This window comes from Alistipes senegalensis JC50, assembly GCF_025145645.1.
GTDB classification, from domain to species: Bacteria; Bacteroidota; Bacteroidia; order Bacteroidales; family Rikenellaceae; genus Alistipes; species Alistipes senegalensis.
In genome coordinates, this window is record NZ_CP102252.1 from 3655570 (window position 1) to 3677658 (window position 22089).

Genomic DNA, 22089 nt, shown 5'->3' on the forward strand with positions numbered 1-22089 from the left:
AATGAAAAATCGAGTAAATAATTCGTTGTTCAACAAACAGCTTGTAAACGCAAGTTTCGTTGAGTCGTTCCGCAAGCTCGATCCGCGGGCGATGATCAAGAACCCGATCATGTTCACCGTCGAGGTCGTGACGTTCGTCATGCTGCTGCTGATCGTCTGGATCGCCGTGACGGGGAACACGTCGCAGGGTTCGCTGGGTTACAATATCGTGATCTTCCTGGTGTTGCTGGCTACGGTGCTCTTCGCCAATTTCGCCGAGGCTATCGCCGAAGCGCGCGGCAGGGCGCAGGCCGATTCGCTGCGCAAGACCCGTGAGGAGACCCCTGCCAAACGTATTGAGAAGGACGGACAGTCGCATATCGTCAGCAGTTCGGCGCTGCGCAAGGGCGACGTGTTCGAATGCGTTGCCGGCGACACCATTCCTGCCGATGGCGAGATTGTCGAGGGGCTGGCGTCGATCGACGAAAGCGCCATCACGGGCGAATCGGCCCCGGTGATCCGCGAGGCGGGCGGCGACAAGAGTTCGGTCACGGGCGGCACGAAGGTGCTCTCCGACCGTATTCTGGTGAAAGTGACCGTACAGCCGGGCGAGAGTTTCCTCGACAAGATGATCGCCCTCGTCGAAGGCTCCTCGCGTCAGAAAACTCCGAACGAGATTGCGCTGACCATCCTGCTTGCGGGCTTTACGCTCGTTTTCGTGATCGTTTGCGCCACGCTCAAGCCCTTCGCCGACTATGTGGGCGCCAACATCACCGTCGCGGCCTTCATCTCGCTGTTCGTCTGCCTGATCCCGACCACCATCGGCGGCCTGCTGTCGGCCATCGGCATCGCCGGCATGGACCGCGCCCTGCAAGCCAACGTCATCACCAAGTCGGGCAAGGCCGTCGAGACCGCCGGCGACATCGACACGCTGCTGCTGGACAAGACCGGCACAATCACCATCGGCAATCGCAAGGCCACCGAGTTCTATCCTGCGAACGGAGTGAATCCCAAGGAGTTCCTCCATCTCTGCGTCCTTTCCTCTGCGGCCGATGAGACTCCCGAGGGCAAATCCATCGTCGAACTGGGGCGCGAACACGGTTTCCGGCTCAGTCAGACCGATCTGGCAGGCGTGCGCATGGTGAAATTCACGGCCGAGACCAAGTGTTCGGGCGTGGACATGCCCGACGGCCGCCGCATCCGCAAGGGCGCTTCGGAGGCTATCCGTGCGATCGCGCAAAAAGCGGGCAACGGATTCTCGCCGGAAGTGGAGAAGATCGTGCGTACGATCTCGGAGAACGGCGGGACGCCCCTCGTGGTCTGCGAGAACGAACGGATCATGGGCGTCATCGAATTGCAGGACATCATCAAGACGGGTATCCGCGAGCGTTTCGAACGTCTGCGCAAGATGGGTGTGAAGACCGTGATGGTGACGGGCGACAATCCGCTGACAGCCAAATATATCGCCGAACAGGCAGGTGTCGATGACTTCATCGCCGAGGCCAAGCCCGAGGACAAGATGGAGTATATCCGCCGCGAACAGCGGGCCGGCAAACTGGTGGCCATGATGGGCGACGGTACGAACGACGCCCCGGCGCTCGCGCAGGCCGACGTGGGCGTTGCGATGAACAGCGGCACGCAGGCCGCCAAGGAGGCGGGCAACATGGTCGATCTGGACAACGACCCCACGAAACTGATCGAGATCGTCGAGATCGGCAAGCAGCTTCTGATGACGCGCGGTACGCTGACGACCTTCTCTATCGCCAACGACGTGGCCAAATACTTCGCCATCGTTCCGGCGCTGTTCATCACCTCGATTCCGGCGTTGCAGACGCTGAACATCATGCACCTGCATTCGCCCGAAAGCGCCATCCTCTCGGCGGTGATTTTCAACGCGGTCATCATTCCGCTGCTGATTCCGCTGGCTCTGCGCGGCGTCGCCTACAAACCGATCGGAGCTTCGGCCCTGCTGCGACGCAACCTCTTCATCTACGGCCTGGGCGGCATTGTCGTTCCGTTCATCGGCATCAAGCTGATTGACATGTTGGTAAGTGTGTTCTTTTAACGTATTGCTTGAATTATGAAAAATCTTTGGATTTCAATCAGGATAACGCTGGCGATGTGCGTCGTGCTGTTCGTCGGTTATGTATTGGTGCTGCGCCTCGTGGCGTGGGTGGCATCGCCCAATGACGGTGAGGCTCCCGTGGTGACCTATAACGGCCGGGTGGTCGGGGCAGCCAACGTGGGGCAGGTCTTCACGGACAGTGTCTATTTCTGGGTGCGTCCTTCGAACGTGGACTACAACGGCGAAGGCTCGGGCGGCAGCAACAAGGGCACGAACAATCCCGAATATCTGGCCCAGGTGGAGGAGCGCATCGACGCTTTCCTCGCCGCCCATCCCTACCTCTCGCGCGAGGAGGTTCCCGCCGAGATGGTGACCGCGAGCGGTTCGGGCCTCGATCCCGACATTTCGATCCGCGGCGCCGAGGTGCAGATCCGCCGTGTGGCTGCGGCCCGCGGCATGTCGGAAGCCGAGGTGAAGAAGATCGTCGAAGAGAATGTCTGCAAACCGTGGCTCGGACTCTTCGGCACCTATAAGGTCAATGTCTTGAAGCTGAACGTGGCGTTGGACACCGCACAGAACGAATAAAAGCGTGAGGAACTTATGGAAAAGCTGGATAAACCGGCCAGACGCTGGCTGATCGTGTTGATCGTATTTTTGGTCGTGTTTCTGGTCACGGACTTGATTTGACAATTCGGCCGGTTTCCGGCTTTCGTAAGTCGGACCATGCAAAACAAGCATTTCCCGTCGCGTACGCCCGGACCCGGAGACGGGTTTCGGGGCGCAACGGACGAAAAATAATTCGAATCGAACAAGAAGAAACCTATTTGAAAATTTATGAAACGCATTTTACTCGGAGCATTGGCCGCTGCGGCCTTGTTTGGAACGAATCACGTTGCCGCCCGAAACGAAGGAGTGTCGTTCGGCGGCGGTTCCGATCTCGTAAGTTCGTATTACTGGCGCGGTGTCAGGGAGTCGGGCCCGGCCCTGCAACCCGCGTTGACCATGACGGCCGGAAACTTCTCGGTGACGGCCTGGGGGTCGGTTGATTTCAGCGACAGCGGCTATAAGGAGATGGATCTCACGCTGGCCTACCAGCTGGGGCCCGTGACGCTTTCGGTGGCCGACCTTTATTGGACCGGACATGACGATGACCGCTATTTCGTGTTCGACAGCCGTTCTCCCCACCGCATCGAGGTGGGTGCCAGCTGGGTCGTATCGGAGAAACTGCCTTTCACGCTGTCGTGGTACACGATTCTGTTCGGCGCCGCCGACCGGAACCATAAGGGAGAACGCGCCTATGCTTCCTATTTCGAGGTGGCCTGTCCTTTCACGGTGAAGACGATCGACATGAAAGCCGGCGTGGGTATGGTTCCCTGGAACGCTGCCGCGACCTATAACTGCGGCGACCGCGATTTCTACGTACAGAATGTCTTCCTCAATGCCGGCAAAACCTGGGACATCAAGGGTGCCGACGGTATGAAAATTGGAATTTTCACCAATTTGATTTGGAATCCCGCTCTCGACGATGTTAACTTTGTCGGCGGATTCTCGTTCAGAATGTAGCTGTATGGATACCCATGACACCCGGAGGAGCGCCGAGCACTTTCTCGATCTGATCAAGGAGTCGCATCGCGGCAAGTTCAAGGTCTATATCGGCATGAGTGCCGGCGTGGGCAAGACTTACCGCATGTTGCAGGAGGCGCACCAGTTGCTCGACGCAGGTGTCGATGTGCGTATCGGATATGTTGAAACGCATGGCCGTGCGGAAACGGAAGCCCTCGTAGCGGGGCTTCCGTTCATTCCCCGGCGCAGGCTCTTTTACAAGGGCAAGGAGCTTGAAGAGATGGACGCGCAGGCGATCGTCAACCTGCATCCGGAGATCGTCGTCGTTGACGAATTGGCCCACACCAACATCGAAGGAAGCGAAAATCCCAAGCGGTGGCAGGACGTGATGCAGATTCTCGATGCGGGGATCAGCGTCATTTCCGCAATCAATATCCAGCATATCGAAAGCCTCAATGAACAGGTTCAGGAGATTACCGGTGTGGAGGTTCACGAGCGGGTTCCGGACAGCGTGCTGGCGATGGCCGACGAGGTGGTGAATATCGACCTGACGGCGGAGGACCTGATCGACCGTCTGAAAGCGGGCAAGATCTATAAGCCGGAAAAAATCCAGACGGCCCTGAACAACTTCTTCCGGCAGGAGCACATCCTTCAGCTGCGCGAGCTGGCGCTGAAAGAGGTGGCGCTCCGTGTGGAGAAGAAAGTTGAAAACGAGGTCGTCAATACGGCGCAGCTGCATGGCCGCATCCTGGCGGTGATCGACAGCAGCGAGAAGCGGGCCCGGAAGGTCATCCGCAAAACGGCGCGTATGGCCACGCATCTCAACGCCGGATTCACGGTTCTCTACGTCCAGAGCGACCGGGAGGCTCCGGATCGGATTCCGCTGGCGCGGCAACGCTACCTGATCAACAATTTCAATCTGGCGCAGGAACTGGGCGGCGAGGTGATGCGCGTGCATTCGAACCGGCATATAGATACGATTGTCGAGGCGTGTATCAACAGGAAGATCAGCAACGTCTGTATCAGCAAGCCGGAGTTTTCCCTTTATTCTTTGATCGTTACGGCGATACGACTGCGCTTTCTGCTGAACCGCCTGTCGCGTTTGAATATTGACTTAACCATTTTATCGTAATTTATGAAACTGCGTTACCGATTGACATTGGGTATCGGATTCCTGTTCGCCCTGATTCTGCTGCTGGGCATTCAGTCCGTCAGTTATGTGCGGCAGTTGTCGAAGTCGTCGAAGGAGATTCTCGCGGACAATTATAATTCCCTGCATTATGCCAAGGATATGCTGCGCTCGTTGGATCGCATCTCCCGGGATTCCGCTTCCCGGCAGACCCTGATCCGCAGCCTCGAATTGCAGCGGGAAAACATCACCGAAGCCAACGAGCGGGAAGTCACTGCGGCGCTGGGCGATAAGATTGCGGCGCTGACGGACAGCATGACGGATACTGAGATCAGATTGATTCGGGACGATCTCTATCGGATCATGGAGCTGAACATGACTTCGATCCGCATGAAAAGTTCCGATACGGCGACGAGGGCTGCGGATGCGATGTGGTCGCTGACGATCGTCTCCGTACTTTGCGTTTTACTGGCCATGATTTTCCTGATTCGTTTCCCGGCGATCGTATTGAGGCCCATCGACCGGCTGAAGCAGGGGATCACGCAGATCGCCAACCACAATTACGATCAGCGGCTCGATTTCGGCGACGACCGGGAGTTCGGGGAGGTGGCGCAGTCGTTCAACGACATGGCCGCCAGGCTGGACGAATACCGGCGCAGTTCACTTGACAAGCTGATGACTGCGAAGACCCGCGTCGAAGCGATCGTGAATACGCTGCATGAACCGATCATCGGTCTGGATTCGTCCCGCAATATCTTGTTCATGAATAACGAGGCTCTCTCCGTGCTGAATCTCAAAGAGGATGTCGTCGGACGCAATGCGACGGAAGTCGCGCTTTCGAACGACTTGCTGCGGCGTCTTGTCCGCGAACTTTACGGCGAACAAGAGAAAAAAGATGACCAGCAACCGCTGAAAATCTATGCCGACAACAAGGAGAGCTATTTTCAGGTGGAAAATACGCCACTTTACATTACGCCCGTAGGCAGTACGGCGCAACAGTTCATCGGCAACCTGATCGTGCTGAACAATGTGACGAAATACAAGGAACTGGATTCGGCCAAGACCAATTTCATCTCGACCGTTTCGCACGAGATGAAAACCCCGATCTCCTCGATCCTGATGAGTCTGCAACTGCTGGGCGACACCCGGCTGGGGCAGCTCAACGACGAGCAGAAACAGCTTGTGGGCAGTATCAAGGACAGCAGCGACCGTTTGCTGAATATTACGGGCGAACTGCTCAACATGACGCAGGTCGAGTCGGGAAAGCTCAAACTCATGCCCAAGGTCGTGAAACCTGTCGAGCTGATCGACTATGCCGTGCACGCCACTCAGATCTTGGCGGAGCGGTTCCATTGCTTCGTGGAGATCGATTATCCCGAAAAGATTTCGAAACTCTTCGTCGATAACGAGAAGATCGCCTGGGTCATCACCAATCTGCTGTCGAACGCCATCCACCATTCGCCCGAGAAATCGCGCATCATCATCGGCGCCGTGCAGCGTGAAAAGGCGGTGGAGATCTACGTGCGCGACTTCGGCCGCGGCATCGACCCGCGCTACCACAAGAGCATCTTCGAACGCTATTTCCGCGTTCCCGGGACCAAGGTGCAGGGCAGCGGGCTGGGGCTGGCGATCTCGAAGGAGTTCGTCGAGGCGCACGGAGGAACGATCTCGGTCGAAAGCGAGATCGGCAAGGGCAGCCGCTTTTCCATTCTGTTACCCGCCTGATCCGGTCAGGATTCCGCCGAAACGGTTCGGGGCCGTGGGGCGCATGCCGCAGAGCTGATCATTCGGCCGCATCTTCGTCGGCATCGCCGAGGCTGAACTCCTTGTCGGCGAAGAGTTCGGCGAGGCCCGTGATCTGTTTCAAACGCAGCAGTTCGTCGCGGTCCATGCCGATATGACGCATGATCCACTGGTCGGACATCCGCGCGCGGGTCAGTTCGGCGACGATCTCGCTCATCAGCTCGACGTTGTGCGTTCCCCGCGCCCGGTTGTGGCGGATGGTCGAGGCCATGCGGTTCGAAAGGTCCTTTTCGATCACGGTGACGGGCAGCAGCCCCCGTTCGCGTTCGTAGATGCGCTTCGAGGTTTTGAGCACCAGATAGCGGTGGTAGCCGTCCACCAGTTCGTAACGGTCCCTTTCGGCGTCGTAATAGCAGACGCACGGCATCGTGTAGCCGTCTTCCCAGATCGACAGTTCCAGCAGTTTCATTTCGGGCGGCGCCACGACATTGGGATTGTAGCTGTTCGCCACGATCTTCTCCACCGGTACGGCGCGGACGTTATAGACAGGGCTCCGGAAGTTCTTCTCGGTCGGATGTTCGTAATAGCGATTCATATTTTTCCATGATTTTCCTGCGGCGCTGCGTTTCGCTCTTGTTGGGCGAAAAACCCATGTATTTGCAGGCGTGGTCGTTTTTCAGGATGCAGATGCAGATGCGTTTGAACGTGGGCAGCTGGCTGAATTCCGGCAGGTCCGTGTCGTCGAGATACTCCATGCGCACCGGACGCTTGTCGGTGCGGTAGGCGCTTTTGTCGCCGACTTCGATGCGGATGCCGGCCTTTTGCAGTCTGGCGATGGTCTCTTCGGAGAGACATCCGCCCTTTTCGCGCCAGAAGCGGATGCTCACAGAGAGTTTTTCGAGGTAATTGCGCCGCGTCGGCTCCGGGAGCGTCGAGAGCAGGAAGTGCATGTAACGCTCCCACGTCATTCCCTTCGGCAGACGCACCGACTGCCAGCCGACGGCCGTCGTCCTGCCGTACAGCGCCGCGAAATTGGCTCCGTCAACCCGGCCGACCATGCGTCCCCACATGTCCGGATCTATGGCTTTGTAGAGGTGCAGGCTGGCGATGGCCGGCGAGATGAACGGACTGGCCACGCGCTGACTGTCGAGCGGCACGCCGGCCCGGTAGAAAAGGTCGTACAGCCGGTTGTAGGGCCAGCCGAAACGTCCGTTCGCCGTCCAGATGTCGGTCGTCAGCCAGTCGTAGAGCGGGTAGGCGTTGCAGATGCCCTTGCCGGTCCGCTGGCGTATCCACCGTTTGTCCGAGAAGCGGTGGTGGTTGCGGTCGCTGTATATCGTGCGCCAGCGGTTGAAGCTCTCCTGCGTGCGGATGCCGATCAGACAGCACGTGCGCGCCGCGCCGCTGCGTGCGTGGAGCCATTCGGCGAAGCGGTTCTGGAATTCGTAGTCCCACATTTCGTCGGTGAAGAACGGGAAGTCGCGCCGTGTGAGAGATCCTTCGGGCATCTCCCGCACCCAAATGTCCCGCTTCGACTCCTCCCACGGCCGCCAGTACTGCCGGAACATCGAGGTGCAGGTCTGGACCTTGAACGGCACGCAGACCCGGTAGACATCGAGAATGTCGGCGTTCGCGGCCAGCGTCCGGTCCACGTAGTCGAGCGTGTCGCGGTACTGGATTTCGTAATCCATGTGGAATACGCCGATCCGGCGGCGCAGTCCGTGACGCCGAATGTAGTCGATGCAGAGGTTGAGCAGCACGCCGCTGTCCTTGCCGCCGGAAAAGGAGACGTAGATGTTGTCGAAAAGGTCGAAGACCGTTTTCAACCGCCGCTGTGTCCGCTCGTAGACGTTCATGGCTGCCGTTTTTTCCCGTATTGCATCGTCACGTACTGCGTCCACTCCTTCGTGGGGACGAAGCCCTCGGTGCGGAACACCTCGGCGTGGCGGAGCAACGTCACGGAACGTATCGTATAGTCGCGGTGGTAGTATCGGATGATTTCGCGCAGGAAGCGCGACAGCAGCTGCGGATCGTCGCCCGAAACGTAGTAGTTGTTGATCTTGGCCACTCCGCCGTCGGTGATCTCCACGGGCATGAACCCGAAGACGGTCTCGCCTTCCCACGCGACGAACCACGTATGCGCACGCGAGGTCCAGAACGGATAGTTACTGTTCTGGCGCAGCACGCTGCGTCGCATGACCAGCGGAGCGACGAGTGTATAAAGGCGGGGCGAAGTGCCGTCCAGTTTCTCGATTGTCATATCCGAAAGGTTATAAAACGACCGAATGTTATATGTCTGGGACCGAATGTATTAAATACGCATTCGATCTTTACAAAGATACGGAATATCGGTCGTTTTCTCAAATTTTCCGGTTCGAAGCGTGTGCCGCCGGGGCTTCGATGGCCTCCTTCCGAAGCGGAACAGAGGCTGGCGACGCCGAACCGGTCCGCGGTATCGGGGCGGAGGGCCGGAGCTTTCCACATCCGGAGTGTGGAGTTTTTCCACACTCTTGTAGAGCTCTTCCACACGCTGCGGAGAAAGTTCCCCGCAGCAGGACTTTGATTTTCAGTCGATTCGCCGCTTCGTTCCTGCTTTGGCATCCCGATTGAGCCGGGTCCGGACAAACTCAAATCCGATTTATGAAAAGATGCTACTCCTCTCTTGCGGGCAGGCGGACATGCGTCCTCCTGCTCTTGTTGTGCTGTCTTTCCGCGTCGGCGCGTGCGGATGAGAAACCCGCGGCCGCCACGGCCGTCGAGGCGGCGCGGCCTGCCGAACGCACCGTTTCCGGCAAGGTGACGGACGAACACGGCAATCCGTTGATCGGCGCCACCATTGTCGTCAAGGATGCTCCGACCGTGAGCGGTACGATCACCGGTCCGGACGGCTCCTTCTCGCTGACGGTGCCCGCACGTTCGACCCTGCTCATCACCTACGTCGGCTACAAGAGCCTGACACTCCCGGTGCTGAACCGCGATGAATTGAAGATCGTCCTCGAAGAAGAGGCCGAACAGCTGGACAACGTGGTCGTCGTGGGGTACGGAACGCAGTCGAAATCGGATCTGACGGGCTCCATCGCTTCCGTGAAAGCGGATGATTTCAAGGACGTTCCGGCCCGTTCCGTGGCCGAGGCTTTGCAGGGCAAGGTGGCCGGCGTGATGGTCTCGAAGACCAGCGGCAAGCCGGGCAGCGGTTCGGACATCGTGATCCGCGGTGTCGGGTCGATCAACGGACTGAATCCACTGTTCGTCATCGACGGCGTGGCCTGCGACAACAACAGCAACTACAACCTGAACGACATCGAGTCCATCGAGGTCATCAAGGACGCCAGCGCCGCGGCGATCTACGGTTCGCGTGCGGCCGGCGGCGTGGTGCTCATCACGACCAAGAAGGGCAGTTTCAACGCCAAGCCCAAACTCTCGTTCACCAGCCATGTCGGCGTCTGGCAATATACGGACATGTACGATCTGCTGGGCACGACCGACTATATCCGCGTAAAGCAGGCGTTGGGCGAGAACTATCCGATCTGGTCCGATCCGGCGTCGCTTCCGAATACCGATTGGGTTGACGAGATCTACCAGTCGGGCATCGAGCAGAGCTACAACCTTTCGCTGACGGGCGGCAGCGAGAAATTCCGCTACTACCTTTCGGGGGCTTACGAACGGGAGAACGGGATTCAGATGAACAACTACTGGGAGCGCATCTCGGCCCGTCTGAACGTCGATTACAAGGTGAACAACTCCGTCACCGTCGGCACGCGCATCTATCTGGCCCGTCTGCGCGGGAATCCCTACACGGAGTCTTTCCCCTGGGTCTCGATTCCCTACATGAACGTCTACGACGAGGACGGAGGCTATGCGGCGGTTCCTTCGGGGATCGACTTCGACGGTTCGAATCCCGTGGCCGTCATCGCGCTCCAGCATCAGAAGCAGTCCGACCTGCTGGCCAACGCCGACCTTTTCGTTGACTGGGAGATCGTCAAGGGGCTGAAACTGAACCTCACGGGGTCGGCCCAGCTGGGCGGCGGCTACGACGACAACTATTCCGAGCCCAACAACCTCGGCCGTTCGCCCTCGAAGGACAGCTACACCAAGGCGCTCAATTACGACGAGCAGTACACCTTCACGGCCACGCTCTCCTATGCCCGCAAGTTCGGACGCCACGATTTCAAGGCGATGCTCGGCTGGGAGGCCAAGAACGCCCATTTCGCCGACCTGAGCGCCACGGCGACCGGTTTCCCGGTGAACGATCCGCTGTCGTTCGCACTCTCGACGAACATCAACAAGACCGCTTCGGGCGCCCTGAGCGAAGACCGCTTCCTCTCGCAGTTCGGCCGCCTGAACTATTCGTTCGACAACCGCTACCTGCTGACGGTCAATTTCCGCCGCGACGGATCGCCGAAATTCGGCCCCAAGAACCGCTGGGGCGTCTTCCCGTCGGTGTCGGTGGGGTGGAAGATCTCCGAGGAGCCCTTCTTCAAGTCCTGGAACCAGCAGTGGATCACCTCGCTCAAACCGCGTTTCAGCTGGGGAATCCTGGGCAACGACCAGGCGTTGAACAAGTTCGCCTACATGGCGGCGTTCCAGAACGTGACGGTGCATTCGTTCGACGGCACCACGGCCGTCGGCGGCTACAATAACATCAAGGTCATCAACGAGGACATCAAGTGGGAGTCGATCTACAACACGAACGTCGGTCTGGACCTCGATCTCTTCCGGAACCGCCTCTCGTTCTCGTTCGACTATTACCAGCGCATCACCAAAAACATGATCTACGCCCTTTCGACCCCCAATTCGGCGGGCATTACGTCGATGGGCGGCGGACTGACTGCGATGAGCACGATGCCGGTGAACATCGGCCGCATTGACAACGAAGGCTGGGAGCTGCTGGTCAGCTACCGTAACAACATCGGTTATTTCAACTATGCCGTCAGCGGCAACGTTTCGCAGAACCGCAACAGGGTGGTCGATCTGGGCCTTCCCACGGCCTATATCTATGGCGGCGGCGGGCATCCCAACACGGGCCCGAGTCCCTGCAAGACGGTCAACGGGCAGCCGATCAGCCAGTTCTGGGGACTGAAAACCGACGGGATGATCACCTCGCAGGAGGAAATCGACGCACTCAACGCCAAGGCGCAGGCCAACGGCCACGACTACTACCACCAGCGGCTGACGGGCATCGGTGACCTGAAATACGTCGATCTGAACAACGACGGCACGATCGACGACGAGGACTGCACCTTCATCGGCAATCCCTGGCCGAAGGTGCAGTACGGGTTCAACATCTCGCTCGAATGGCGCGGCATCGACTTCTCGGCCGACTTCACGGGCATCGCGGGCAACGACGTGATGAACCTTTCGAGGTCCTACACCGAGAGCGTGCAGCAGAGTTCCAACACCACGGCCGATGTCTTCGGAGCCTCCTATTTCCTGGGCAACGGGCTGACTTCGCGGCCGCGCATCGTCACGCCCGACCCGGCCAACGGCAACGCTCCGGTCAAGGACCCGAACTACAATTACCAGCGTTATTCCGACTATTTCGTCGAGGACGGCTCGTATCTCAAACTCAAGAATATCACGCTGGGCTACACCTTCCCGAAGCGGTGGACGCGCAAGGCGAAGATCGACCGCATCCGCATCTACGTATCGGCCAGCAACCTGCTCACCTTCACCGATTTCTCGGGCCTCGACCCCGAATTCTCGACGACGACCAAGACCGCTTACGGCATCTATTACGGCAGCACCTATCCGCAGACCAAGATGATCTCGTTCGGACTCGACATGAACTTTTAACCGTTTCCCGACATGAAAAAACTGATTGCATATCTTCGAATCTCCGCCCTCTCCGGTTGTGCGGCACTGGCGGTCTCCTGTACGAATTACCTCGACCTGAACGATCCAGATTCGCTCTCCAAGGGCAATTTCCCCACGTCGATCGGGCACATCGACCTGCTGGTGAACTCGGTCTACGGCGCCCAGCACCATTGGTGTTTTCTGGGCAACTACTGGGCCGGATACGTCATGTACTGCCTCGACCACACCATCGACCTCCAATGGCACAACGATCAGGGATGGGTCGATATTTGCTCCGGCGCCGTGAAGACCGGCAACAACAAGGTGACGGACCCCTGGACGGCACTCAGCATGGGTGTCTACTACGCCAATACGGTCATGGAGGAGATCGACGCCTACCGGGCCGCCGCTCCGGCGTCCGAGGCGGCATCGTTGGACAATTATGAGGGCGAATGTCTTTTCTTCCGGGCCTTCTACCGGTGGCACATGCTGTCGCTCTACGGTCAGCCCGACATGGACGGCGTGGGCATTCCCATCATCGACAAGGTTCCCAAGACGCTGGAGGAGATGTACGTCGGACGCGCGAAGACGGGCGCCTGCTACCAGGCCATCATCGACGATCTGGACCGGGCCGTGGGGCTTCTCACGCAGACCGACAACCACCGCGTGACCGTCTGGTCGGCCAAGGCTTTCCGGGCCAAGGCGTGCCTCTTCGCGGGACAGAACGACAAGGCGAAGACCGATCTCGAAGACTGTATCCATAACAGCGGCAAAACGCTGGAGCCGTTCGAACGCTACCGCATGATGTTCAACGGTTACGACGAGTACGAGTTCAACAGCGAATCGTTCTACGAGATGGCCAACAAGGCTGATCCGACCAACGGTTCGGCCTATGGCAATCAGAATACGGGTTCGACCCTTTCGCTCTACTACCCGCCGTTCTGCATCGCTCCCGACAGCACGCGGACGGCCATGTCCTACGGCAACCAGTACATGCACGACCGCAATCTGCCGCGCTTCGGCTACACCGACGCCGCGCCGCTCGCCGAAGGGCACGTCCTCTCGGAAACGAAGCCCGACGGTTCGCTGCGCTATTCGCTCAGCGAGGAGTATATGGATCAGCAGCTCGCCCACCGGAAGAAATTGGGCAGGTGGGAGCCGGGAGAGCCCGATCCGCGGCTCTTTATCTGCTCGCTGCAACCCTTCGTCGATTCGGTGCAGATGACCATCGACGGCGTGAATGCCTACCGCAAGGTCGCGCAGGTGGAGTTCAACAAATGGTGGGAGATGGACCCCAACACGGGCAACGACCCCGAGACCTTCTACGGCTGGCCCGTGCGGAAATACAACTATCTCGACGGCCATTTGGCCGACGCCACGCGCAACGTCGCCGGTTACAACATCTATTTCATCCGCCTGCCGGAGATTTACCTGATGTACGCCTATCTGCTGAAAGACTCCGATCCGGCCACGGCGCTGGAATATGTCAACAAAGTGAAGCGCCGCGCCTACGGCTATTCGCCCGACGGGGCCTCGCCCGTCGATTACGGGTCGCTGACCGACCGCACGCTGACCGCCGATGCGACCGACCATCTGGCCAACGATCCGCTGCTCTACGAGCTTTGGGCCGAGTTCTTCGGCGAAATGCGCTGGTGGGAGTACGTGCGGTTCCTGCGCCTGGGCAAGCAGGAGGCCGATTATTACAAGACGGTGTCCGGCCCGGGAGCGGCCAAGACGAACATTGTCTGGAAGGACACCAACTACGCCATGCCGATCCCGACCTCGGAATTCGAATCGAACCCCAATCCGGATATGGTGCAGCCCCCCGGCTATTGAGCGTATGTATCTGAAAAGAGGAAGCCCGCCTGTTCGCGGGCTTCTTCGGTTATTATGGCCGGATGAAATCCAGCCGTTCCTTCTCCTCGGCGAAAAGCAGTGCCGTGTTGACGATCGCCAGGTGCGAATAGGCTTGCGGGAAGTTTCCCAGTTGTTCCTTGGTGTCGAAATCGAGATGTTCGCTGAACAGCCCCAGGTGATTGCCGTATCGCAGGACCTGGCTGAAAAGTGTCTTGGCTTCGTTGCGCTGTCCCGTGACGAACAGCGCGCGGATGAGCCAGAAGGTGCACATCGTGAATGCCGAGCTGGGGACGCCGAAATCGTCCTCGCTGTTGTAGCGGTACATCAGCCCCTTGCGGAACAACGCCTTGCGGACGGCTTCGACCGTCTTGCGGTAGTGCGGGTCGTTTGCGGCGATGAATCCGTAGGGCTCCATGAGCAGCAGCGACGAATCGAGCGCCAGATTGCCGTAAGCCTGCGAAAAGCTCTGTATTTCGCTCTTCCAGCCGTGTTCCATCACGTCGCGGCGGATCGCTTCGGCCTCCTCGCGCCAGCGGGCCGCGAACTCCTCTTTTCCGAGTTTCGCCGCGATGCGGGCCCCGCGGTCGAGCGCCACCCAGCACATCACTTTCGAGGAGACGAAATGCTGCTCTTCGCCGCGGATCTCCCAGATCCCCTTGTCGGGATTGCGCCACTCTTCGGCGACGGTGGCGAGGATGCTCTTGACCATCTCCCACATGTCCTCGATTTCGTCGAGCGTGCCCGGCATCAGCCGGTAATACTGCCACACGAGGTCCATCAGGTAGCCGAACGAATCGTTCTGCTTCTGGTGGTAGGCGTCGTTGCCGATGCGCACGGGCTTCGAGCCCTTGTATCCGTCGAGATGTTCCAGAATCACTTCGGTCAGTTTCCGTTCGCCGCGGATGCCGTACATGATCTGGTAGTCGTGGCGTGACATGAACGAGGACTGGATGAACTTCATGAACCGCCGTGCGGCGCCGGTGTGTCCGACGCGGAACATCGTCTCGATGGACATCGAGGCATCGCGCAGCCAGCAGAAACGGTAGTCCCAGTTGCGCACTTCGCCTACGGTTTCGGGCAGGCTGGTGGTCAGCGCCGCCAGCATTGCGCCGTTGTAGTAGGAGAGCAGTTTCAGCACCAGCATGCTCCGTTCGACGACTTCGTTGTAGCAGGTGTATTGCCGGGTCCGGTTGGTCCAGTTGAGCCAGTAGACCAGCGTGCGGCAATATTCGATCTTTTCGCGTTCGATGTCGATCGGGATGACCTTCTCGTTGTACGACAGCAGCAGGAATTCGTCCTTTTCGAGCCGGATCTCCTCGCGGCCGGCGACGGCTTGCAGCGGAATCGAAGAGTAGAGATACTGGCGGTCCTTGTTGTCGGCGGAGCTGTAACTCTCGATGAATCCGGCGGTCCGGCGAATGCGCACTTCGCCCTGCGCATAGTTCGGGGCAGGGTCGTAGCGAATGCGGAAGCGGGGCCGCCCCTTCACGAAACGGATGTAGCGGTAGAGCTCCGCCGGCAGGTAGTGTTCCTTTTCGAACGAGCGGTAACAGGGCATGTAGTCGAGCACCTCGAATTCGCCTTCGTCCGACGCGAAGCGCGTCGAGAGGATGTTGGTGTGCGGGACGTAGCTCTGCCGGACAGCATAGCCGTCGGGTACGTCGAATCCGAACGATCCGCCTTTCGTGCGGTCGAGCAGGGCGGCGAACACCGAGGGCGAATCGAAGTCGGGGAAGCAAAGCCATTCGATGCTGCCCCGTTCGGAGATGAGCGCGGCGGTCCGGCAATTGCCGATGACGCCGTAATTGAGATTATTTTTCATCGTCGTATTTCTTGTTGGTCAGCAGGTTCCTCACGGCTTTCCAGACGGTCCGGACCCCTCGTGCGAACGTGTCGCGGACCGATCCGCCGGTATGGCCGTTTTGGGCGAACGTCGTGAGCAGCGGCAGTACGTCGGCCTGCCGCGGCAGATTGTAGCGGGCATATTCCGAAGCGGCGCCGACTTTCACCGTGACAGCCGCCCGGGGCAGGGCCCGGAACATGTCGTCGTCGGTCGTGTCGTCGCCGATTGCGAGGATGAAGTCGTAACGCTCCTGACGCAGCAGACGGCGGACCTCCGAACCTTTGGAATATTCGGCCGACTTGACCTCCACGACCTTGTTTCCGGGCATGATTTGCAGGTGCAGGCGCATGCAGAGCGGAATGAGGGCCGTCACCAGCTGTTGTGCCCGCAGCGTTCCCAGCCATTCGTCCGTTTCGCGGTAGTGCCATGCCAGAGCCGTCTGTTTCTGTTCGAGATGCGAACGGGGCGTCCGTTCGACAAAACGGTTCATCAGCTCCAGCAGCTCCGAATCCCATGCGGCACGATGCAGGTTTTCGTGCCATCCGCCCCGGCACTCCTTGTAGAATGCGCCGTGTTCGGCGGCCAGGGAGACGGGCAGTTTGCCGAACCATCGGTCCAGGGTCGCACGGTCGCGGCCGCTGCTGATCACCACGCGGTTGCTGCGGTCGGCAGCGAGGGTGCACAGCGCCTTGTAGAGTTCGCGTCCCGGCACGGCCGCCTCGGGGCGGCGGCAGATGGGCGCCAGCGTGCCGTCGTAGTCGAACAGCAGAAGACGCTGTCCGGTGTGCCGGTAGGTATGGAGAATTTGTTCCAGCGTCTCGGGTGTCAGTTGGCGCCGTCTGACCGAGCGGTTTTTGCGGCACACTTCGGCCAGTCCCGCCATGAAGTCCGCGGCCCACCGGTTCACGGTCTGTTCCGATACGACGGCCTGCATCCGTCGTATCCGCTGCAACTGCTCCCCGACGGGCATTTCCAGCGCCCGGACGAGCGCCGAAACGATCTGCTCCGTGTCGTTCGGATTGATCCGGATGGCGTCGGCCAGCTCCACGGATGCTCCGGCCATTTCGCTGAGGATCAATACGCCCGGATTGCCGTCCTTGACGGCGACGTACTCCTTGGCCACGAGGTTCATGCCGTCGCGCAGCGGAGTGACCAGAGCTATGTCGGCGACGTAGTACATGGCCGCCAGCTCCTCGAACGAAAAGCCGTGGTAGAAATAGCAGACCGGCGTCCAGTCCATCGTGGAGTAGCGGCCGTTGATGGCGCTGATCTCCTCGTCGATGCGGGTTTTCAGGTCGGCGTAGGAGCCGACCCGGTCGCGCGAGGGAACGATCACCATCGCCAGCGTCACCTTGCCCAGGTATTCGGGATGTTGTTTCAGAAAGGAGTCGAATCCGTGCAGACGGTGGCGGATGCCCTTGCTGTAATCGAGCCGGTCAACCGAAAGCACCAGTTTCCGGTCGCCGAAGTGGGCCCGCGTGCGGGCGATCAGCTGCCCGACGGCCGGCGAGGAGGAGATCCGGTGGAATTTTTCGTAATCGATGCCCATCGGCAGGGCATCGACCCGCACGAAACGGTTGCCGATCTGGGTTTCGTCGAGTTTGAAATCCATGTGCAGGACCCGTTCCGCCGTGCTGATGAAGTGGCGCATGTAGTCGTGCGTGTGGAAGGCGATCAGGTCGGCGCCCAGCACGCCCCGCAGCAGTTCGGCCCGTTCGGGCAGAATCCGGAACAGTTCGTAGCTGGGAAACGGGATGTGGTGGAAATAGCCGATGCAGAGCGTGGGCATGATCTCGCGGAGCATGCCGGGCAGCAGCATGAGCTGGTAATCCTGCACCCAGACGATGTCGTCGGGACCGGCCAGGTGGCGCACCTCCTCGCAGAAGAGCCGGTTGACTTCGCGGTAGCTTTCCCGGAAATCCTGCCGGTACTGCGTGTAGGAGAAGAAATAGTGGCACAGGGGCCAGATCGTGCTGTTGCTGTACCCTTCGTAGTAGTTTTCGATCTGTTCTCCGGTGAGGAACACGGGATGGAAGTCCAGTTTTTCCAGCTCTTCACGGATGTGCTGCCGGTCCCCGGCTTTTCCCACGTCGAGTCCCGGCCAGCCGATCCAGTGTTTTTCGTATTGGGTCTGCAATGAATCGAGCCCGGTTGCGAGTCCGCCTTCGCTCCGCGTGAAAAGAAGTTCTCCCTCCTTTTCCGAAACCTTCACGGGCAGTCTGTTGGATACGATAAAAAGTTTCATGCCGCAGAAGAGACCAACCGGAATGCCACATCGGGAAACTCACGCTATCTGCCTGACTGCCAGTATGCGTCTCTTTCGCGCCTGCCGTGAAACTGTTTCAAAATGAGAACTTCCATTCTCATTTTGAGATGCCGCTCGCGCTGCCAGATCGTTTGCCTCTGAAACGCACGGGATTACCAGCTGAACAGGATGGTCAGCATCCACGTGTCGTGCAGCGGGGAACTCTCTCCGGCGAGCAGGTAGGCCGCATCGGCCGCGACGTATTTCCAACGGAGGCCCGCGCCGACCGATCCGTAACGCTGTTCGCCCGCTGAGCGGTCGCCCAGGCGGTAGCCTCCCCGCAGGGCCGCGATTCCGCAGCATCGGTATTCAGCCCCGAAGCGGCCCGACCACGCCCGCGACTCCGCAGGCCGGAGCCGCCAGTCGGCTTCGGCGGTCAGTGTCAGGCGGTGTGCCTGCGCCAAGGCGAGGTCCGCGGCAACGCCCGCTTTCAACCGCCACGGCAGCGGCTGCCCGCCGCCCCCGCAGTCGATGCCGCTGCCGAAATTCGCCGCCTGGAATCCGACGTTCAGCGCATGCGACCGGGAGAGCGTCTGCCGGTAGAAGAGCCCGGCATCGAAAGCGACGGCGTTTCCCGTATGGCCCGTTCCCGCATCCGAACGGACGTAACGCCCCGTAAGGGCCGCGGAGAGTCCTTTGGCGACCGTGCGGGAGTAACCGATGTCGAAAGCCATGTCGCGGGGACGCTGTCTCCCGAGCACATTGCCGTTGTCGTCGGTGCGTTCCGAGCCGTATTGGGTGAAGTGGCGGAACCCGAGCGACACGGCCTGTTTTGCGTTGGGCTTGAAGTAGGCCGCTGCGGCATGCAGGGTCGTTTCGGGAATCAGACTGCGCATCCACGGCAGATAGGTGTAGCCTCCGCCGGCCCGCGTTTCGGCGGAGGACAGCGGGGCGGCATTGCGGAAAACGGAGAAGGCATCGGCGGAGAGTGCCGTGCCGGCGCCGCCCATCGCTGCGCTGCGGGCGTCGGCGGGAATGTCGAGAAAGGCCGCGGCCCCCTGAGCCGCTGCGGCGCAAGGCGCAAGGAGGAGGGTAGCGGCGAGTAGTGTGCGGAGAGATGACGAATGCATGACGTTGTTGTTTTCAGAGTTTGACGATGGTGCGTGTGAGCGATCCGCCGGCATGTTCGAGGCTGATGGTGTAGGCGCCGCTGCCGAGCGCCGAAAGGTCGATCTCGGCGGGTTCCGTGGGGGCGATCCCTACGGTGCGCCGCAGCACCGTGCGTCCTGCGGCGTCGTAGAGCGTAACGCCGAGCTCCCCCTGGACGCTGCGGCCCATGCGGATCGTCAGGAGGCTTTCGACCGGATTGGGGTAGAGGTCCGCCTCGCGGGAGTCGTCGCGGCACAGTACGGCGAACGAATTTCGGGCTGCGAGGCCCTCCTCGTCGGTCGCCGTGACGGTCACCTCCGAACGGCCGTAGCGCAGGGGCATGATCCGGTATCCGCCGCCCGCGGTGGCTTGCAGGTAGAGTGCGTCGGTATCGTATTCGAGTGCATAGGTCACCGTCTCCGGGATTTCGTCGTCGAAACCTGCGGCGGGCGTGAACTCCGCGGTTTCCTGCATCGAACCGAGGTATACGGGCGCGAAGGCGTTGTTCGGAACGGGCGGCAGGTTGGGCTGGAGCGTGAAATCGAATGAGGCCGCGTCGGAGGCCCCGAAGCTGTCGGAGACGGTGATCCGGGCCGTGTAGCTGCCCGGCACGCGCTTGTAGTTGCGGATGTCGAGATAGAGACGTTCGTCGTCCTTGCGGGGCGTGACGGCACCCGAAGGGTCCTGCAATTCATAGGTGAATCCGTGGCTGTCGGGGTCGGAGACGAGGAACGCGACCGTGCGGGTCTCGTTGTAAGGGATGCTTACCGCCGTATCGCCTTCCCGGACGAGCGTCGGCGGGGTGTTCGCCGGGGTCCCGAACGAAATGGCGCTCGTCGAAGAGCGGTTGCCCCAGGGATCGACGGCGATGACGGCCACGACATAGCGGGTTCGTTCGGCGATGTCGGTCAGTATGTAGGAGATCGTCTCCCCGGCCTGTTTGTCGCGTACCGGAACGGTGGCCGTGAAGGTACCCTCGGGCAGGTTGTCGGGATCGGGGTTTTCGAGCGTCCCGACCCGCCACATCAGGATGAACGAGTCTGCGCGTCCGTCGTCCCCGTCCTCGGGAACGCTCCACGTCAGTTCGACTTCGCCCGCCGTATCGCTGTGCCGCAGGTCGGTGACCGGATCGGGGTCGATGCCCCGGTCCATCGACACGGCGAGGTAGGCGTCGATCAGTCCTGCGCCCAGACGCCCCTTGTATTCGGGGTTGTAGCTGTCTACCTCGTGCACGCCGCGTTCGAGGTAAGTGCGCAGCTTGTCGGGGGTGAAGCCCGGACCGCCGTATTTCGCCACGGCCAGCGCGGCGATGCCCGAGACATGGGGGCAGGCCATCGAGGTCCCCTGCATGTAGCCGTACTTGTCGCCGGGGAGCGTGCTGTAAACGGCGCATTCGTCCGAATAGCGGCCGTTTGTCCGGTAGGTCCCGCCGGGGGCGGCCACGTCGATCCATGACGAGAAGTTCGAATACCAGCTCTTTTTGTAGTCGGGGGCGAGGGCGGACACGGCGACGACCTTTTCATAGCAGGCCGGATAGCTCATGTAGTCCCTTTCCTCGTTGCCGGCGGCGAAGATCACGATGCCTCCCTTCATCGGGCCGACCTGTTCGCCGTTCTCGTCCGTGCCGGCGTATTTGATGAAGTATTCGATGGCCTCCTTGGTGACCTCGGGCATCGAATAGACGTTGGTGTAGCCCCAGCTGTTCTGACTGATGACCGCACCCGCATCGGCGCCGTATTTGAGTGCGGCTACTTCGTCGCCGTTGTCGCTCTTGTTCTCGGTGAACATCTGGCAGCTGATGAGGCGCACGCCCGTATGGCCTCCGCGGCCTCCGGCCACGCCGCAGACCCCCTTGCCGTTGTTGTTCTCCGCGCCGATCGTTCCGGCGACGTGCGTGCCGTGCTCCACCGGGGTGATCTTGTTCGAACCGTAAGGGTAGGCCGATGAATAGATGAAGTTCCAGCCGTAGATGTCGTCCACATAGCCGTTGCCGTCGTCATCCACACCCTCCTGTCCGTAGAGTTCGGCCCGGTTGCCGACATTGCCCGACAGGTCTTCGTGCCGGAAGTCGATGCCCCCGTCCACCACCGCTACGACCACCTCCGGGGCTCCGGAGGTCACCTCCCAGGCCCGGAACAGATTGATGTCCGCTCCGGCCACGGCGTCGGTCAGGGTGCCGTCGTTGTCGTAGTGCCATTGCAGGGCCAGTCCGGGATCGTCGAACGGAGCGGCTGCCGCGCGGGAGGCCGGGGGAGCCGCCGGAACGGCCGTGCCGGAGAAACCGATCGGGCGGGTCGTATAGACCGGTTCCACCCGTTCGACGCCCGGCAGCTGCGAAAAGTCGCCGGCCGCCCGTGTCACGGGCGTCACCGAGTCGAACCAGACATCGTACCAGCGGTGAAGCCCTTCGCGGCGCGTGCGCTCCTCGAAGCGCCCCGCAGGCGGGAATACGCGCTGCATGCGAGTGACGCCGAGGCCGGCCGCAGCCCGGTCGAATTTTGCAAGTCCGGTGCGGATGCCGCTGCGGGTTTCGGCGACGGCTGCGGGCTCCTCGCCCTCCCTGAATTTGAGGCGTATGCGGCCGCCGCATACGGCGGTCGTTTCGAATTGCGGAACGGACGGCTCCACGCCGTCGGATGTCTCCCGGAGTTGCTCCGAGGTGCAGGCGGAAAGCAGCGCTGCCGCGCAGAGAGCCGTTTTTGACCAGTGCATAGCGTTTGATT

At 60.3% G+C, this 22089-nt stretch carries 14 protein-coding genes; 7 read left to right on the forward strand and 7 right to left on the reverse strand.

Annotation, left to right across the window (positions count from 1 at the left end):
- The first annotated feature begins 1 nt into the window (after nucleotide 1).
- From kdpB to NQ519_RS14575, 5 genes are all read left to right on the forward strand, one after another.
- Complete coding sequence (kdpB, locus tag NQ519_RS14555; RefSeq protein WP_026076453.1) at nucleotides 2-2044, forward strand: potassium-transporting ATPase subunit KdpB; 2043 nt, start codon at nucleotides 2-4, stop codon at nucleotides 2042-2044.
- 15 nt (nucleotides 2045-2059) lie between these two features.
- The gene (locus NQ519_RS14560) at nucleotides 2060-2629 is read left to right on the forward strand and encodes a K(+)-transporting ATPase subunit C (RefSeq protein WP_083870986.1); all 570 of its coding nucleotides are present in this window, start codon (nucleotides 2060-2062) and stop codon (nucleotides 2627-2629) included.
- Nucleotides 2630-2956: 327 nt separating this feature from the next.
- A complete protein-coding gene (locus NQ519_RS14565; protein ID WP_019150426.1) occupies nucleotides 2957-3607 on the forward strand; it encodes a hypothetical protein in 651 nt (216 codons plus the stop codon).
- 4 nt (nucleotides 3608-3611) lie between these two features.
- Complete coding sequence (locus tag NQ519_RS14570) at nucleotides 3612-4739, forward strand: sensor protein KdpD (protein WP_019150425.1); 1128 nt, start codon at nucleotides 3612-3614, stop codon at nucleotides 4737-4739.
- 3 nt (nucleotides 4740-4742) lie between these two features.
- Nucleotides 4743-6461, forward strand: coding sequence for a sensor histidine kinase (locus NQ519_RS14575; RefSeq protein ID WP_019150424.1), 1719 nt, complete (start codon nucleotides 4743-4745; stop codon nucleotides 6459-6461).
- A 58-nt stretch (nucleotides 6462-6519) separates the two neighbouring features.
- Here the strand turns inward: NQ519_RS14575 and NQ519_RS14580 are convergent, their stop codons facing one another.
- From NQ519_RS14580 to NQ519_RS14590, 3 genes are read right to left on the reverse strand one after another with little or no spacing between them, the layout of a single operon-like run.
- Nucleotides 6520-7074, reverse strand: coding sequence for an IbrB-like domain-containing protein (locus NQ519_RS14580; RefSeq protein WP_019150423.1), 555 nt, complete (start codon nucleotides 7072-7074; stop codon nucleotides 6520-6522).
- Nucleotides 7019-8335 (reverse strand): DUF3440 domain-containing protein, encoded by a 1317-nt coding sequence (locus NQ519_RS14585; protein ID WP_019150422.1) that lies wholly within the window; start codon nucleotides 8333-8335, stop codon nucleotides 7019-7021. The genes NQ519_RS14580 and NQ519_RS14585 overlap by 56 nt, the downstream gene beginning before the upstream one ends.
- Nucleotides 8332-8739, reverse strand: a complete 408-nt coding sequence (locus tag NQ519_RS14590) for a hypothetical protein (protein WP_019150421.1) — start codon at nucleotides 8737-8739, stop codon at nucleotides 8332-8334. Before NQ519_RS14590 ends, NQ519_RS14585 begins: the two co-directional genes overlap by 4 nt.
- Before the next feature lie 380 nt (nucleotides 8740-9119).
- On the opposite strand from NQ519_RS14590, the gene NQ519_RS14595 reads away from it, so the two are divergent.
- Both NQ519_RS14595 and NQ519_RS14600 read left to right on the forward strand, forming a co-directional pair.
- Nucleotides 9120-12272, forward strand: a complete 3153-nt coding sequence (locus NQ519_RS14595) for a SusC/RagA family TonB-linked outer membrane protein (RefSeq protein WP_147513166.1) — start codon at nucleotides 9120-9122, stop codon at nucleotides 12270-12272.
- Nucleotides 12273-12284: 12 nt separating this feature from the next.
- Nucleotides 12285-14108, forward strand: coding sequence for a RagB/SusD family nutrient uptake outer membrane protein (locus NQ519_RS14600; RefSeq protein WP_019150419.1), 1824 nt, complete (start codon nucleotides 12285-12287; stop codon nucleotides 14106-14108).
- 52 nt (nucleotides 14109-14160) lie between these two features.
- Here the strand turns inward: NQ519_RS14600 and NQ519_RS14605 are convergent, their stop codons facing one another.
- The 4 genes from NQ519_RS14605 to NQ519_RS14620 form a co-directional block, all read right to left on the reverse strand.
- A complete protein-coding gene (locus tag NQ519_RS14605) occupies nucleotides 14161-15951 on the reverse strand; it encodes a glycoside hydrolase family 15 protein (RefSeq protein ID WP_019150418.1) in 1791 nt (596 codons plus the stop codon).
- Entirely contained in the window at nucleotides 15941-18217 is a 2277-nt protein-coding gene (locus tag NQ519_RS14610) for a bifunctional alpha,alpha-trehalose-phosphate synthase (UDP-forming)/trehalose-phosphatase (protein ID WP_019150417.1), read from the reverse strand. Before NQ519_RS14610 ends, NQ519_RS14605 begins: the two co-directional genes overlap by 11 nt.
- A 173-nt stretch (nucleotides 18218-18390) precedes the next feature.
- Nucleotides 18391-19347, reverse strand: coding sequence for a PorV/PorQ family protein (locus tag NQ519_RS14615; RefSeq protein WP_044118609.1), 957 nt, complete (start codon nucleotides 19345-19347; stop codon nucleotides 18391-18393).
- Nucleotides 19348-19360: 13 nt separating this feature from the next.
- Nucleotides 19361-22078 (reverse strand): S8 family serine peptidase, encoded by a 2718-nt coding sequence (locus NQ519_RS14620; protein ID WP_019150415.1) that lies wholly within the window; start codon nucleotides 22076-22078, stop codon nucleotides 19361-19363.
- Between the last annotated feature and the right edge of the window lie 11 nt (nucleotides 22079-22089).